We start from the raw sequence: 15,844 nt of genomic DNA, 5'->3' as shown, positions 1-15,844 counted from the left end.
GAATATTTAATAATAAATAAGGAGTCATCGCATGACAAACGATATCGATAATATGAATGCCGCAACGACCAATACATGGCAGTTGAATGCCTTGACAGAGGCACTTGGCGATCTGACATTAACGGTCACTGACAGCCTCTCTGTGGGCCGTGGTAGTGATAATGGTCTGGTACTAGGTAGCAAGCAAATTTCACGCAATCATGCACAATTGAGTGTCTTAAACGGTCAGCTATACGTAAAAGATCTAGAGTCGTCAAACGGCACTTTTATTAATGATGAGCGTATTGCTGCCAATGAATCGAAGCAGTTAGCAGCAGAGGATACGCTTGGGTTTGCAAGCTTTATTTTTCAGGTAAGTGCGCCAGTGTCTGCTACCGTTATTCATGAGCAAGCAGTTGCAGATAAACCAACGTTAATGTTGAGTCCTGATACTGAAATAGCACCTATCGTTGAAGCAGAGCCAGTGGTTAAAGAAACGATAATCGAAGAGATATTACCTGTCGAAAATTCTTTAGAAGCAATGCCTATTGCTGCTGTGCAAGCAGAGCCGATTGTTAGCGCTGCTCAAACAGATGAGCCAGTGATTAAAGAAACAGGCATCACTGATATCTTAGCCGCCGCAGATAAAGCTGAACCTGTATTGAGCGAAGTAGAATATAGTCCTACTGAAACTTCAAGTGTCCCTAGCGTGGCTGCTGAGCCCGAAGTAATAGAGTCTACCCCAACCGAAACTACATCAATGCCTTCTGCTCATCAAGAATCACTTGTAGAGCAGCCCGTCTTATCTGATGAGCCTTTGCTACATAAAGACGCTGTATCCGAAACCCTTTCAGAAACGTCTCCTGTAAGTGAGGCGCCAGTCATTGAAGCAGCTATTGAGCCAGAGCATGACAAAACCACTAAGACGGCCTTGCAAGAAGAAGCAGATCCAGATGTACTGCGTGCTAAACAGGCAGCCACTTCACAGTTTTCGGGCACAGCCAATCTAGGTCAATCTCGCGATTTGGGTACTACAGGCAATAATGCGATGGATCAAGCACTGGATAACCCTGCCACTACTGGAGCAGTTGAAAAGAAACCGAGTGGTAGTTGGTTTATATGGGTGTTTGTCGCAATTATTATTATTGGCTTAGCACTATGGTTGTTTAATACAGGCATGGTATAGCCAATTTTTAACAAGAGAGCTATCTTTGTTTATTTAAATAATAAATTGGTCAACTGGTAAAAGTTGTAGTTGATTGGCTTTAAGATATTTTTGCTTTAAGAGATTAGTGCTATGTTAGGATAAATTTTGCATCGCTTTAAATAGTAATTTTATAGCGAACAAGTTTTGTCTTAGCATCGTAGGAATCACAAGTTTTAACGGTATCTTTTCAAAATTCTGCCGCTGATAAGTATTAGCGCTTGGCAGGTTTACATAATTATTGAAGGTTTCTAGCAATGAATAACCAATCCACAGAAGTTAAGTGACTAGGTTTTTTGGCTAAAAGATAGACCGTTGAAGTAAGAGCAGTAAAAGTAGCTATTTTCAAAAAATAAAAACCCTTTTATAATCAGTTGTTTGAGATTTTTTATTAAAATAAAGTCAAAAATACTAAAAAAGGGCTTGCGCATCTCAAAATATTTGATAGAATAGCCACCACTTTGAGAGAACAAGCCGACTTAGCTCAGTTGGTAGAGCAACTGACTTGTAATCAGTAGGTCGCCAGTTCGATCCCGGCAGTCGGCACCATCTCTCTCAAAGTAGCTTTTTATGAATATGTCTTAAACTAAAGCCATTTTTGTTTAAAGCAACCTAAGGTGGGATTGGGGAGCGGTCAAACCCAACAGACTGTAAATCTGTCGCGAAAGCTTCGAAGGTTCGAATCCTTCTCCCACCACCATATTTTTCTAAGTTCGTCTTAGCGCCAAGCATACTCTATATCAATCCATGATTCTTTATCAGAGTCAACCCAGATAAGAGTAAATGCGGGTGTGGTATAATGGTAACACCTTAGCCTTCCAAGCTAATGACGCGGGTTCGATTCCCGCCACCCGCTCCATATATGTACCATTGCACAAATCATCAATACTCATCACGACAGTCAGTTATTATTGCTGTATCGTGATATTTTTTTTAGTGCAACTTAGTGGTTGGCTACTGTAGTTGTTAAAAACATGCTCATATAGCTCAGCGGTAGAGCACTCCCTTGGTAAGGGAGAGGTCTTGAGTTCAATTCTCAATATGAGCTCCATTTATTGTTCCATTATTTATATTCGCTTTGCTAGTGCTTGTCCATAGCTCAGTATTGGTATCAAAATTATAAAATATCGAAAATTATACATACAGTGTGGCAGAGAATAATTCAAAGGTGACACTGAGGTGTTGCCTTTTTGCGCTGTCAGTTTATTAGTAGGTGTTATCTTTACCTAATAAATGAGCTGTATAAAGAATTAAATGAATAAGAGTTAGATAAAGTAGTGCAATAGCAGTACTGTATATTAACTTGTCATGTTCAACAGATTGAAAAGCACGTATAATGCCCCTATTTATACGCTTAACAGCTAAAATATCGAATATAAAGATAGTATAGCGTTATAGCTAGTATTTTAATAAATATTGGTTTAATAGAAAAAACACAGTGTCAACGGTTTGATGGTCATACATCATAAGCCGTCAAACAGTTATTTACCGATCTTTGATTGATAAATATTCACCAAAAAAAGAGGAAATACCCATGGCAAAGGCCAAGTTTGAACGTCTAAAACCACATGTTAACGTCGGTACCATCGGACACGTTGACCACGGTAAAACCACCCTTACCGCTGCAATCGCAACCGTAGCTGCAATCACCTCTGGTGGCGAAGCCAAAGACTACGCGTCTATTGACTCAGCACCAGAAGAAAAAGCACGTGGCATCACCATCAACACCTCACACGTAGAATATGACACCCCATCACGTCATTACGCTCACGTTGATTGCCCAGGTCACGCCGATTATGTTAAAAACATGATCACTGGTGCGGCTCAGATGGATGGCGCAATCCTAGTTGTATCAGCAACTGACGGCCCTATGCCACAAACCCGTGAGCACATCCTGCTTTCACGTCAGGTTGGCGTACCGTACATCGTTGTATTCATGAACAAATGTGACGTTGTTGATGACGAAGAATTGCTTGAACTCGTAGAAATGGAAGTTCGTGAATTATTAAGCGACTATGACTTCCCAGGTGATGACACCCCAATCATCCATGGTTCTGCAACTGAAGCCCTAAAAGGCTCACAAGAAAAATATGGTCAACCAGCCGTTGTAGAACTATTAAACGTTCTTGACACCTACATCCCAGAGCCAGAGCGTGACATCGACAAAGCATTCCTAATGCCAATCGAAGACGTATTCTCAATCTCAGGTCGTGGTACTGTTGTAACTGGCCGTGTTGAATCTGGTATCGTACGCGTTGGCGACGAAATCGAAATCGTCGGTATCCGTGACACTCAAAAAACTACCTGTACTGGTGTAGAGATGTTCCGTAAACTGCTTGACGAAGGTCGTGCAGGCGAAAACTGTGGCGTACTATTACGTGGTACTAAGCGTGAAGACGTACAACGTGGCCAAGTACTAGCTAAGCCAGGTTCAATCACGCCTCACACCAAGTTTGACGCTGAAGTATATGTATTGTCAAAAGAAGAGGGTGGTCGTCACACACCATTCCTAAACGGCTATCGTCCACAGTTCTATTTCCGTACCACTGACGTAACTGGCGCAATCCAATTACAAGACGGTACTGAAATGGTTATGCCTGGTGATAACGTTGAGATGGGCGTAGAGCTTATCCACCCAATCGCTATGGACAAAGGTCTTCGCTTTGCAATTCGTGAAGGCGGCCGTACTGTAGGCGCTGGTGTTGTTGCTAACGTATTGAACTAATACTTAATGCTGTCAGAGTAATCTGATCTTCGTTAATCATTAGTCAAAAGCCATCCTCGAAAGAGGGTGGCTTTTTTTGGGTATGGTTTGCTAATAGAATGACAGTGTCGACAATCAACGATAATATAACTGATATTAAAGCCAGCAAATAAAGAGGCACTGATGTTCGATATAAAGATGCTATTAGATGAACCAGATAAGCGTAAAGAAATGGTCGAAGCAGTTGCTACTATTGAAGTCATGGTTCAGCTACAAGACCCTTGGACATCTCAAGCAATAGGTGACCTGCTCGAACAGGATAGTATCAGTCTGATGGTTGTTACTGATAATTCTGCAAACGAATTGATTGGCTACTGCTTATACCAATTATTGTTTGAGCAAGCAGAGATTTTACGCATTGGCACTCATCCTGATTATCAGCGACAAGGTATAGCATCACGAGTTTTTATTAGACTAGATGAGGCGTTAGAGGCCAATCAAGTAGAGAGTCTTTTATTAGAAGTGCGAGCAGACAATACTGCTGCGATCGCGTTATATGAGCAGCAAGGATTTACTGTGATTCATACACGTAAAAGCTACTATCAAGCAGCGCATCAACCGGCAGTCGACGCGCTAATCATGCAGCGTATTTATAATTAATCTTAAAAAATATTAGCAGCTTTTATTATTTGAGATTTAAAACAATAACAAATAATAAATGCAGTGTGGTATCGAGGTTTCCTTATCAGGATAAAGGCAGTGTCTTTTTACACACATCAATGTCGAGTTTATAATCACTATCAGCCTTCATATGCTCAAGAATATCAATGCGTTCGGTCAACATTTCTATCATCAAACTGATGGTCGTTTGTTGTTTTCTGATTTGAATCAGTTTTTGCTGGGTAATGTTCAGCTGTAAGTCAATATCGAGCTGCCCATCGTAATAATCATTGAGGCTGTCTTTGATTTCAGTCAGAGTAAAGCCAATTGCTTGCGCGCTTTTAATTAATTCGATACGTTCAACACATTCTGGATGAAACTCAGTATATAGCCGCGAACCTGCCTGACGCTTACGAGACTTCAGCAGCCCCAATTGATCATAGTGACGAACTGTATCTTTGGTGGTGTTGGCTTTGGTTGCCAGCTTACCTATTAATAAAAAAGAGGTATCAGGTGCCATAATGTACTCATGATCGTGATAAGTAAGTTACTGATTTATGAAAACATTGCCGATTAAACGTAACAGTAATAATCATACGTGCTCAATCGAGTCGCGCTATTTTAACTATCGATTAGCCAGATCAACTTTAGATTTTAAAATAAAGTAATAAACTAGAGGTTTAATTGCCAAGGTTGCAAACTCCCTAGCAGCGATACCGCCAGAGGATTATGCGAATTTTTGTGCCAATTATCTGAACTATTAGATATTAATATATCTAGTTGAGTCAAAAACTCAGGACGTGACAAGGTGATAGCACCTAAACTCGTGAGATGATCGTTAGGGAGTTGACAGTCGACAAGATTAACATTGCTTTGCTCACATAAGCGCATCAAGCCCCAAAATGCTAGCTTTGATGCATTAGAAGCGATATGGAACATCGATTCACCAAAATAAATACCGCCTATTTTTAAGCCATATAAACCGCCAACGAGCGTGCCTTTATCATCCCAAACTTCAATACTATGCGCAAAGCCTTGAGCATGTAGCTCAGTATAGGCTTCAATCATCTCATCATGAATCCAAGTATGTTCGCCTTCAGGCTGACTTTCATTAAGATCGTTATTAACGCCATTACTACGCGGTAAACTACAAGCGTGTATGACTTCATCAAAAGCTTGATTCAGTGTCAACTGCCAACGACTACGGTTTGCTAGCTTACGTAGCGATTTACTGGGCTGATAGTCTGTCGGCTGCATCACACATCTGGGTTCAGGGCACCACCAAGCAATTGGCTCATCGTCATTAAACCAAGGAAATAGACCCTGTGCGTAAGCAGAAATCAGCGTCTCAGGAGCTAAATCTCCCCCGATAGCCACAATACCCATACCTTCAGGATCTACTATCGCTGGCTCTGGAAAGTCATAACGCCCAAGACTTTTGATATGTTGAACAAAAGCCTTAGGCGTTGTATGACCATCGTTAACAAAATCGCTCATTTACGCTTCTTTGTCAGCTGTCAACGTTGAAGCATAAGTATGATCTTGAGCGACCGTTTCGCCTATTGCATCTAGGTACTTTTCAGCATCAAGTGCTGCCATACAGCCCGTACCAGCAGAGGTGATCGCTTGACGATAGACGTGATCTGCGACGTCACCTGCGGCAAAGACACCTTCGATACTGGTTTGGGTAGCGTTACCATTGAGACCGCTGTTGACGATCAGATAACCGTCTTTCATCTCTAGCTGACCTTTAAATAAGTCAGTATTCGGCTTATGACCAATGGCAACAAACATACCAAACACGTCCAGTTGCTTGGTGCTGCCATCAATCATAGATTCAATGACCACGCCATTAACGCCCATATCATCACCAACCACTTCTTTTACGCTGTGGTTCCACTCGATTTTGACATTACCATTTTTGGCTTTTTCAAATAGTTTATCTTGTAGGATTTTTTCTGAGCGTAAGCTATCACGGCGATGGACTAAAGTGACTTCAGCGGCGATATTTGATAAATACAGCGCTTCTTCAACGGCCGTGTTACCACCACCGATAACTGCCACTTTTTGGTCTTTATAAAAGAAGCCATCACAAGTTGCACAAGCAGAAACGCCAAGACCACGGAATTTGGTTTCTGACTCTAGACCTAGATACTGTGCTGATGCGCCGGTTGAGATAATAAGAGCATCACAGGTGTAATTGCCGTTATTACCAGTCAGCTCAAAAGGACGCACATTTAAATTCACAGCATTGACATGATCATAAACCAGTTCAGTACCAAAGCGTTCGGCATGGGCTTTCATACGCTCCATCAATGCAGGACCAGTCAAATCATGTGCATCACCCGGCCAGTTATCAACTTCGGTCGTCGTCGTGAGCTGTCCGCCGACTTCCATACCGGTGACCATAACAGGCTTTAGGTTGGCGCGTGCTGCATACACAGCGGCAGAATAACCAGCAGGACCTGAACCTAAAATAATGAGTTTTTCGTGGCGTGGAGCAGTATTGTCAGTTGCCATAAGATTTCCTTGCTAGAGCAATAAAAGTGAAAGGGTTCAACGTTAAAATAATAAGTAGATATTATAAAAGATAAGCGTAAAAATGACGACGTATCTGGTTATTATGGTTGCTATGTGATAATAACATAAGGGCTAAGAGCAAAAAGTGCAAGTTTGCTAAAACAAATATGGGTATCATTAGAACTAAAGTATCTGAAGCTTGAAGTTTTAGTACCAAAAATGAGCCCATATTCAAATATAGTCAGTGAAAAGTGATATATAAACATCACGTACTGCTGGTATTAATTTGTCTTGCTTCCTGTGCCTACGCAGACAGAGGCTATAAAAAATTTATACCAGCAGTAACGTAGAGCTTTAATATATTTTGGTTAGATGCTAATGCAAAAAGAACAGGCATCATTTTTCACTAGCTGCATTTTTGGCTAAATCACTACTGGATTGATTTTCTTATGCGCTTTATTGATAACACGGTCGCCATGGCAGCTATGTATTTGTTATTATAAGAAGTTGTATGCCGCGCACAAAACAAAAACAGCAATGCGGTCAATATTTTGCCGTAGTATTTTAGATAAAGTTTTTGTGTTATTACGCCACATCAGTCGTAACCTATTACAGCAGTTTCTATCAAGAATTTATGTCAGCATGATTAAGCTTAATCATGGTTTGACGACTATTGAGTATTCATGACGAGTATTAACAACAAGGCAGATCTTACGTGATATCAGCACCAATTATTGATTACTTAAAAAAGGGCATATTTACCCTACTGGGATTACTCCTCGCGGTTTATTTGTTTGTTATTTTGATGACTTATACCGGTAATGATCCTAGCTGGTCGCACATCAGTAGTGATATGACGACCATTAATAATATGGGCGGCGAGATGGGCGCATGGCTCTCAGATTTGCTGTATAGCTTCTTTGGTTTTGGTGCATGGTGGTTACTGGCGTTTCTGGTTTATGAGTCAGTACTGATTTGGTGGGATAATAAACCGACGTTTTGGTTATTACGCTTGGTTGCTTACGTGTTTTTAATATTGAGCAGTAGTGCATTATTTGCCCAACTGATCGCATTGGTACAGCAGGTAGCAGATCCAATATCATCAGGGCTCAAAGGAGTTGCGGGCGGTATTATTGGTCTTGAGCTACAAGCGAGGCTAGCACAGCTATTATCGCAGTGGGGGAGTGTGACGTTTTTGGCAGTGTTTGTCGCTATTACGACCACCTTTGCCTTTAATATTCATTGGATGAGTATTTACGAAAAAATTAAAACTTTGTCTTGGTTTGGGTCAGGTGTCAAAAACCTTGATAGCAGCCTTGATGCTAGTCAAATAACACAAGAAGACAATGCTAATAGTGCTGCCGATAAACAAGGTCGTGATATAGCAATAAGTGATACTAATACTCCAGAATATGAGCAATTGCCTCTTGAGTTGCAAGTGGATGAACAGGCTAAAAATAAACAGCAAGACAATAGAAGTGGTCGTTTTAATAGCGCATTGACAGACTTTTTATCGTCTTCAGGATTGGGTGCCAGTGTAAAAGCTTCTATGGCAGCCGCTGCGCAAGTCGCCAGTGAAAGTACCAAACGAGAAGAGCAGTTGCAAACTGCAGCCGCCACAACGATTAGCAATAGCGCTTTTAATCTGAATAAAACATCAGTACCTGCTACCAATGCTACGCCAATGCCTATTAGAAAGGTTGAGCCAAGCTTTGCATGGAACGATGCAAATACTGTCGCTGATTTATTAGCAAACCAGATAGAAAATGAGCAAGATACGATACCTTACGATGTCGTAAATGTTCCCTATTCAGAGGCACCAGCTGCTGCTTCTGTTGACAGCTTAAATACTGACATTTCTTCTGCTAGCCCTGTTCTTAATATCACTCAAGAGGATACTCAACAAGTAACTCAGCAACAAGCAACACATTCGTTAGATGATTTTGCTGCAACCCTTCCGACAGATCAGATAGATGTTCCTGAATCAGCGCCTAGTGTCGATAGCTTAGTGGATGCGTGGTTGGCAGAACATGCGGCAGTGCCGGAAGCGACTGATTTTAGCCATGAACAAGAATTATCTGCCATAGAGACATTAACAGAAACTGCAGCTGCACCTGTTCAGCAGCAAACTACTATCTCACCAAACGACACTACTGACGACATTCCTAATAATGCTGCAAATGACTTGTTGAACGATTTGGAGTCTTTTTCTGATGCTGATGTAGAGAATACATCAGAAATAATAGATATGACACCGACCAATACCCCGCCTGCAAATCCAAAAGCGTCACCAATGGCAGAAAGTATGTCTGCCATATCAACTATCGAGTCAGCCACAGTAACCAAACCAACTATGAGTTTTGCAGTCCCAGAAGGTGATAGTAGCAATCATATTACGGATATGATGCCAGAAGACGACAATGTTTATGATAGCACTGACGAGATTGATGCTCCCGTTATGCCTCATATTAGTGATGATGTTGCATTCAGTCAAAAATCACGCTCGATGCAAACGGCTGCCTATCGTAGTAGTCTGTCGCCGATTCCAGAGATGTCGATCTTAGATAAGCCAGACCCCAATCGCCAGCCAAGCTATACGCTTGCTGAGCTTGAGCAATTATCAGAGCTACTGGAAATCAAATTACAAGAGTTCAATGTCAAAGCAAATGTTGTTAATGCGATTCCAGGACCTGTCGTCACTCGCTTTGAAGTAGACTTAGCGCCTGGGATAAAAGCCAGTAAAGTCACAGGGATTTCACGCGATTTGGCACGCTCATTATCAATGGCATCTTTACGTGTGGTTGAGGTCATTCCTGGCAAGCCGTACATTGGCATTGAAGTGCCCAACAAACAGCGCGAAATGGTACGCTTAATTGAACTATTGGATACGGAAAAATTTAAAGATCCTAAAGCGCAAATCAGTATGGCGATGGGTAAAGATATTGGCGGTAAAGCTATTATTACTGATCTTGCACGAGCGCCGCATATGTTGGTCGCTGGTACGACGGGTTCTGGTAAATCAGTCTTGGTCAACGCGATGTTATTATCGATGCTGCTCAAATATACGCCGAACGAGCTGCGAATGATTCTTATCGATCCTAAGCAGCTTGAGCTTGCCAACTATAATGATATTCCGCATTTACTGACCCCAGTCGTTACCGATATGACTGAGGCGGCAAGTGCCTTGTCATGGTGCGTCGCAGAAATGGAACGTCGTTATCAGCTTATGAGCTTGCTAAAGGTGCGTAAACTAAATGAGTTTAACAAAAAAGTGATCTCTGCTGAAAAATCAGGCAATCCAATGCTTGACCCATTATGGCGACCCAATGACAGTGTAAGTATTAGCCAAGCACCAAAGCTAAAAACCTTACCGATGATTGTCATCGTTGCCGACGAATTTGCCGATATGATTATGCAGGTCGGTAAGCAGGCAGAAGAGTTAATTACACGCTTGGCGCAAAAATCGCGGGCAGCAGGGATTCATTTAATCCTTGCGACTCAGCGTCCTTCAGTTGATGTGATTACTGGTTTGATTAAAGCCAATATTCCGGTAAGAGCAGCGTTACGAGTCAACTCAAAAGTCGATTCACGGACTATTTTGGATAGTGGTGGCGCAGAAGATATGCTTGGTAATGGCGATATGCTGTTCTTAGGGCCTGGGCAGATCGAACCTGATCGTGTCCATGGCGCTTATGTCAGCGATGAAGAAGTCAATAGCGTCTGTGATGCATGGCGTGAGCGCGGTGCGCCTGATTATATCGACAATATGGCAGGCAATTTTGAATTGTCTAGTCCTAGCGGTGGCAGTAGTGCTGCCAATGCCTCTGGTGAAGATGATGACCTTTACAACGAAGCCGTTGGTTTTATTATGGAGACTCGTAAAGTTTCCGCTTCTAGTATTCAGCGTAAATTTAGCATTGGCTATAACCGCGCCGCGCGTATTGTTGACTCGATGGAAGAGGCTGGACTGGTCAGCTCAATGGGTAAGAGTGGTAAACGTGAGCTACTAATGTAAAGCTTATGTTTGACTGGATGGTAAAAAGACGATTTACGAAAGTAACTCGTCTTTTTTATTGAAGATATTAAAGAATTTTATGTAGTAAAAGGTTTTAGGAGTATTAGTTTCAGGCTATCAATTGCCCCTATCAAATAGGATTCTAAATACCGTAAATGACTAATGAGTTTGTTTATTCATTATAAACAGTAAGGTTTTATACTAAACTGGATGCTGTCTATAAATCGGATACATATTAATCTTTTCAAAATTTTAATTTGATTATTCTCCAAGGAAGGTCGGTTATGTTTAAAGAATATACCCAATACGATGCATTAGCACTCGCGGCATTGGTCAATGCTGGGGAAGTCAGTACCAAAGAGTTGCTGGATGCAGCAGTCTATCAAGCCAATCAGCTCAATCCTAAATTGAATGCTATCATTCATCGTTTTGACGAGCGCGCTTATGCTGCAGCGCAGGCGGGACTGCCAGCTGGTGTATTTAACGGCGTCCCTTATTTGTTAAAAGATTTGTCATTTAGCTTCACTGATGAGCCGATTACGATGGGCAGTCGTAGCGTCAATATCATATCAAAAAGCGATAGCGAAATCGTCAAGCGTATGAAAGCTACGGGTGTGAACACTTTTGGTAAGACCAATACCCCAGAATTTGGCTTGATTATCACCACTGAGCCAAAAGCGCATGGCGTGACACATAATCCTTTTAAAAAAGGCTATAGCTCTGGGGGCTCATCGGGTGGTAGTGCGGCGGCAGTGGCAAGCGGTATCGTACCGATGGCAGGCGCGGGTGATGGTGGCGGCTCGATACGCTTTCCTGCCGCGTGGTGTGGTACGTTTGGACTCAAACCCAGTCGTGGACGTAACCCAATGGGTCCCTTATTTGGTGAAGGCTGGGAAGGAGCAGTAGCCGATCATGTAATTACACGTAGCGTGCGTGATAGTGCCGCGATGCTTGATGCGACTAGTGGTGCTGAGATTGGGGCGCCTTATGTCATCGCACCACCTAAAGGTACTTTCTTAGAAGCGGCGATGCGCGCACCACGACAACTGACCATCGCCTTGCATCAACAGCCGTTGGTTGCTAATACTATGGTCGATAAAGAAGTACTAGTCGTATTAGAGCAGACCGCTAAGCAGCTAGAAGCCATGGGTCACCGCGTAATACCGGCTGAACCTAATATTAATATTGAACAATTCTGGCATAATTTTTTAGTCGTTGTTTGCGTGCATACTGCGTTTACTATTGATAATATTGAGCGTTGCTATGGTGCGCAGCATATACAAAATCTTGAACCGCAAACGTATAACATGGCGATGTTAGGACGTTCACTATCTGCTGTTGATTTGGCGCACGCCAAGCATGGCTGGCATGATAGCCAATATCAAACCGGTCTTCTGCTAGAGACCTACGATATGATTTTGTGCCCAACCGTTCCAACACCGGCAGTAAAACATGGCGTATTACCACCAAGTCGCATGGACGAAATGCTGATGCGCAGCGCTGGTTTGCTAAATAAAGGCATGGATATGGGCAAATACGCTTTTAGCTCAGGCATGATTGAAAAGTTAAGCTCGCCAGTGCTTGGGAAGATGGGTTTTACCTTATTGGGTAATATTACAGGCTTGCCAGCCATGTCGTTGCCTGTCGGTATGAGTAAAAAAGGTCTGCCGATTGGCATGCAATTGATTGGGCGTATGAATGATGAGACGACGTTATTGAGTGTAGCAGGCGAAATGGAGCGTGCAGGTTTATTTACTAAACTTGCTTTTGAAAAGTAGTGTGGTATACCTGCATATATCTATCGCTTTGATTGAGAGCCTTTAATCAAAGCGATAGATATCCATACCTAAGCTATGATGCGCCATACTTTGATGCACGACTGAGACACGTTGACCGGCACCTAAGGCAAAAAATAGCGGCAGTAAATGCTCATCACTTGGGTGAATGTCCTTATAATCAGGATATTGCTGCCAGTCTAAGGCGCTTGGGATATCAGTTTTGAGCTGTTGTAGCAGCCAAACTTTAAAATCTTTTGCGGTTTGATCAATACTGTCTGCTTGCCAGCGTAGCGCTTGCAAATTGTGGGTGATATTCCCTGAACCAATAATCAGAATTTGCTCATCACGCAGCCGTGCCAGTTGCGCGCCCAATTGATAGCAGGCGATACTGTCATAATACTGTGGCAAGGATACTTGTACGATAGGAATATCAGCCTGTGGATACAGGTGTAAAAGTGGCGCCCATACCCCATGATCACTGACACGTAAGGGATTGACCCTACAAACAATACCACGGGCACTCAGTTGCTGCGCCAAGGTCTCAGCAAGTGCTGGATGACCAGTAGCAGGATATTGCAGCTCATATAGCTCTGGAGTAAAACCTGAAAAATCATGCCACGTTTTTGGCTCAGGATTGCTGCTGATCTCAAGTTTCGCTGACTGCCAATGCGCGGACATAATGACGATGGCACGAGGTTTGGGTAAGTTTTGTCCTATACGAGCTAGCGCGCTCGTCGTAGCAGATTGCTCGATAGCCAGCGTCGGTGCACCATGCGATATAAACAGCGCCGGTAACTTAGGCCGCTTTGCCGCGCTCGATATGATAGGCGTATCTGTCCAAGCCGCCGCTGCTGTAATTGGCGTCGGTATCAGTGGGCTATGCAAATCGTCGCGATTATCATCGCGTTGCGGATTGATACTGTGGGCATTGGGTGTTGCAGGTTTAGGATGTCTCATGTGGCATTTATTAGGGCGCGCGTCCATTTTTCAATCTGTTGTGTCACTGTGATTGATGATGTTTTCCTACGGGATAGTTTTCTATTGCTACTTTAATTACCACGGTGATAAGGGTGGTTATGATTGATACTCATCGCGCGATATAGCTGCTCCATGAGGACAACGCGCACTAAAGGATGCGGTAGCGTAAGCGCTGATAACGACCATTTTACATCAGCTTTCGCTAACACTTCGGGCGATACCCCGTCAGCACCACCGATGACCAAGGCAATATCATCGCCTTGCTGCATACCATCAGACAATTTATCTGCCAAATTTTCGGTCGATAGCATCTTACCTTTGACATCAAGTACCCACAATTGCTCACGTCCTGCTGCAGCATGAGCGGCTAAGATCGCCTGACCCTCTTGCTCACGGTATTGAGCTAAATTGGCATCCGATGGATTCTTAGCACGTTTTGCCGCCGCAATTTCAACGACTTCGGTAGTGAGCATAGGCTGAATACGCTTATGATACTCGTCAAAACCAGTTTGTACCCACTTGGGCATTTTATTACCTACGGTCAAAATTCTTACTTTCATAACAGCTGCCATTTTAAGAAGTGGTTAAATAAATGTAATAAGAAAACCTGTTAAATACTAGACTCTTTGCTCAAGACGTATTTGATAAATAATTATTCTGTATGATTTTAATGCTTTCAAAGCCCACTTACTTACTAATAGTCCAACAGCCACCTAAAAAGGATAGAGTAAGACAAAGAGAAGAGTCATGCTGCTCTATCCTTTTTAGAGCTGATCAAGTTTTTAATAAAAATTTTATCAACTGTACTACATAAGCGGAGCAATCGTCTCTGATACCGTATCATCTGCTTCTTGGTTATTACTATAAGAAGGACTGGGCTTTGGAATAATAGTCAGTTTGGCATCCGACTCAAAAACAACGGCTTCAACCTCATCAAAATTATGAATACCCTCAGAGCGCATAGCACATTCAATTTCTTGGCGGGTCAAACGCTCATCACGCATGGCATCTGGCAAAAACTGTCCTTGGTAAAAAACAATGCGTGGCTCAGACAAAATAAAGCTGCTAAATTGCGGCGAAACAGAGGCGTATTTGGTGACCAAAAACTGTAATAAATACAGTGAAAGAATAGCCGCCATACCTTCGATAATCGGAATGTCTTTGAGTAAAATCGTACTGGCACTTAATGACCCAATCATCACTGTGACAATCCAGTCAAAATTATTTAGCTGAGAGGTTGAGCGTTTGCCTGAAATTTTAGTAAACGTAACAATCAAAACGTAGACCACGACTGTGGTCAGAATAATACGCCCAAGCTTATCAACATTGTCAAAAAAAATCATTTCCATGGTCTTATCTCCTATTCATCAAAGTTCATCAGCGTAAATACAGCGTAACGGAATTTAGAGATGAATAGGGCAAAAACTTTGTAGTTGCTTGTTTATAACGTTCAATTGTTGAAAGTAAGCAATTAAGCGCCCTTGCGATTGGGATCAAGCAAGTGGTTAATTGCCCAAATGCTGATACGTGCGCTCACCAAACTCAGCACCAATATCATGATCAATGCAGAAATTAGCGGTAAAGGCTGCTGCATGCTCATCTCAAGCAGCACTTCACGGCTGATGGAATCGAATAAAAATACCCATATCCCCAAAAAGTAAACCATAGTGAGTAGCCAAACCACGATCACGCCGCCAAACATTAAGCGGTTGATCTCGTCTCTATCTAGTGCACGCTGTTGGTGCTTGATAAACTTATGCACGGCAATATAAGCGCCCAAGACAATAGACAGCACAGTGACCAATTGCGCATTGAGAGCAAGCTTGGTTTGAATCATCATAAATACAGCGCTGGCAAGCATATAGCCAACGGCAAAAAACCCAATATAGAGCATCAATTTGGGTTGAGTGGCAGTTGTATTTAAGTGTGATCCTTTACGTCCTGATGGGGTGATAGGTTTGCTAAGTGACGCGGGCTTACGTGACATAAAATGTCCTTTATAAAGT

12 protein-coding genes and 4 tRNA genes are annotated in these 15,844 nt (G+C 42.5%); 9 read left to right on the top strand and 7 right to left on the bottom strand.

Annotation, left to right across the window (positions count from 1 at the left end):
* Positions 1-31: 31 nt before the first annotated feature.
* The 7 genes from OEG80_RS10525 (at position 32) to rimI (ending at position 4,547) form a co-directional block, all read left to right on the top strand.
* Positions 32-1,165 (top strand): FHA domain-containing protein, encoded by a 1,134-nt coding sequence (locus OEG80_RS10525; protein ID WP_263240733.1) that lies wholly within the window; start codon positions 32-34, stop codon positions 1,163-1,165.
* Between the two features lie 491 nt (positions 1,166-1,656).
* Positions 1,657-1,732, top strand: a tRNA-Thr gene (locus OEG80_RS10520).
* 67 nt (positions 1,733-1,799) lie between these two features.
* Positions 1,800-1,883 (top strand) — tRNA-Tyr (locus tag OEG80_RS10515).
* 85 nt (positions 1,884-1,968) lie between these two features.
* A tRNA-Gly gene (locus tag OEG80_RS10510) sits at positions 1,969-2,042 on the top strand.
* A gap of 117 nt (positions 2,043-2,159) precedes the next feature.
* Positions 2,160-2,234, top strand: a tRNA-Thr gene (locus OEG80_RS10505).
* Between the two features lie 483 nt (positions 2,235-2,717).
* Complete coding sequence (tuf, locus tag OEG80_RS10500; protein WP_011512793.1) at positions 2,718-3,908, top strand: elongation factor Tu; 1,191 nt, start codon at positions 2,718-2,720, stop codon at positions 3,906-3,908.
* Positions 3,909-4,070: 162 nt separating this feature from the next.
* A complete protein-coding gene (gene rimI / locus OEG80_RS10495) occupies positions 4,071-4,547 on the top strand; it encodes a ribosomal protein S18-alanine N-acetyltransferase (RefSeq protein ID WP_149492851.1) in 477 nt (158 codons plus the stop codon).
* Between the two features lie 85 nt (positions 4,548-4,632).
* Here the strand turns inward: rimI and OEG80_RS10490 are convergent, their stop codons facing one another.
* The 3 genes from OEG80_RS10490 to trxB form a co-directional block, all read right to left on the bottom strand.
* Entirely contained in the window at positions 4,633-5,067 is a 435-nt protein-coding gene (locus OEG80_RS10490) for a MerR family transcriptional regulator (protein ID WP_149492852.1), read from the bottom strand.
* Positions 5,068-5,219: 152 nt separating this feature from the next.
* On the bottom strand, positions 5,220-6,044 hold the full coding sequence (aat, locus tag OEG80_RS10485) for a leucyl/phenylalanyl-tRNA--protein transferase (RefSeq protein ID WP_263240732.1): 825 nt from the start codon (positions 6,042-6,044) through the stop codon (positions 5,220-5,222).
* Entirely contained in the window at positions 6,045-7,067 is a 1,023-nt protein-coding gene (gene trxB / locus OEG80_RS10480; RefSeq protein ID WP_011512797.1) for a thioredoxin-disulfide reductase, read from the bottom strand.
* Between the two features lie 715 nt (positions 7,068-7,782).
* Between trxB and OEG80_RS10475 the strand changes: the two genes are divergently transcribed.
* Complete coding sequence (locus OEG80_RS10475; RefSeq protein WP_263240731.1) at positions 7,783-11,082, top strand: DNA translocase FtsK; 3,300 nt, start codon at positions 7,783-7,785, stop codon at positions 11,080-11,082.
* A 284-nt stretch (positions 11,083-11,366) separates the two neighbouring features.
* Positions 11,367-12,860, top strand: a complete 1,494-nt coding sequence (locus OEG80_RS10470; protein WP_263240730.1) for an amidase — start codon at positions 11,367-11,369, stop codon at positions 12,858-12,860.
* A gap of 42 nt (positions 12,861-12,902) precedes the next feature.
* On the opposite strand, the gene OEG80_RS10465 is transcribed toward OEG80_RS10470, so the two are convergent.
* The 4 genes from OEG80_RS10465 to OEG80_RS10450 all read right to left on the bottom strand — a co-directional run bounded on the left by OEG80_RS10465 (position 12,903) and on the right by OEG80_RS10450 (position 15,825).
* On the bottom strand, positions 12,903-13,817 hold the full coding sequence (locus OEG80_RS10465) for a DODA-type extradiol aromatic ring-opening family dioxygenase (RefSeq protein WP_263240729.1): 915 nt from the start codon (positions 13,815-13,817) through the stop codon (positions 12,903-12,905).
* A 92-nt stretch (positions 13,818-13,909) separates the two neighbouring features.
* Positions 13,910-14,398, bottom strand: a complete 489-nt coding sequence (gene rlmH, locus OEG80_RS10460) for a 23S rRNA (pseudouridine(1915)-N(3))-methyltransferase RlmH (RefSeq protein WP_263240728.1) — start codon at positions 14,396-14,398, stop codon at positions 13,910-13,912.
* A gap of 246 nt (positions 14,399-14,644) precedes the next feature.
* Positions 14,645-15,187 carry a DUF421 domain-containing protein gene (locus OEG80_RS10455; protein ID WP_263240727.1) on the bottom strand — a complete coding sequence of 181 codons (543 nt, stop codon included), beginning with the start codon at positions 15,185-15,187 and terminating at the stop codon, positions 14,645-14,647.
* Positions 15,188-15,309: 122 nt separating this feature from the next.
* Complete coding sequence (locus OEG80_RS10450; RefSeq protein ID WP_149409948.1) at positions 15,310-15,825, bottom strand: ABZJ_00895 family protein; 516 nt, start codon at positions 15,823-15,825, stop codon at positions 15,310-15,312.
* Positions 15,826-15,844: the final 19 nt, after the last annotated feature.

It is taken from the genome of Psychrobacter sp. SC65A.3, from assembly GCF_025642195.1.
Taxonomy (GTDB): Bacteria; Pseudomonadota; Gammaproteobacteria; order Pseudomonadales; family Moraxellaceae; genus Psychrobacter; species Psychrobacter cryohalolentis.
Note: the sequence above shows the minus strand (reverse complement) of the source record. Positions and strands in the feature narration are given on the sequence as shown.

Excerpts from the sequence above, each read along its gene's own strand:
- OEG80_RS10525 (WP_263240733.1), top strand. The coding sequence starts at position 32 with ATGACAAACGATATCGATAATATGAATGCCGCAACGACCAATACATGG.
- tuf (WP_011512793.1), top strand. The coding sequence starts at position 2,718 with ATGGCAAAGGCCAAGTTTGAACGTCTAAAACCACATGTTAACGTCGGT.
- rimI (WP_149492851.1), top strand. The coding sequence starts at position 4,071 with ATGTTCGATATAAAGATGCTATTAGATGAACCAGATAAGCGTAAAGAA.
- OEG80_RS10490 (WP_149492852.1), bottom strand. The coding sequence starts at position 5,067 with ATGGCACCTGATACCTCTTTTTTATTAATAGGTAAGCTGGCAACCAAA.
- aat (WP_263240732.1), bottom strand. The coding sequence starts at position 6,044 with ATGAGCGATTTTGTTAACGATGGTCATACAACGCCTAAGGCTTTTGTT.
- trxB (WP_011512797.1), bottom strand. The coding sequence starts at position 7,067 with ATGGCAACTGACAATACTGCTCCACGCCACGAAAAACTCATTATTTTA.
- OEG80_RS10470 (WP_263240730.1), top strand. The coding sequence starts at position 11,367 with ATGTTTAAAGAATATACCCAATACGATGCATTAGCACTCGCGGCATTG.
- OEG80_RS10465 (WP_263240729.1), bottom strand. The coding sequence starts at position 13,817 with ATGAGACATCCTAAACCTGCAACACCCAATGCCCACAGTATCAATCCG.
- rlmH (WP_263240728.1), bottom strand. The coding sequence starts at position 14,398 with ATGAAAGTAAGAATTTTGACCGTAGGTAATAAAATGCCCAAGTGGGTA.
- OEG80_RS10455 (WP_263240727.1), bottom strand. The coding sequence starts at position 15,187 with ATGGAAATGATTTTTTTTGACAATGTTGATAAGCTTGGGCGTATTATT.
- OEG80_RS10450 (WP_149409948.1), bottom strand. The coding sequence starts at position 15,825 with ATGTCACGTAAGCCCGCGTCACTTAGCAAACCTATCACCCCATCAGGA.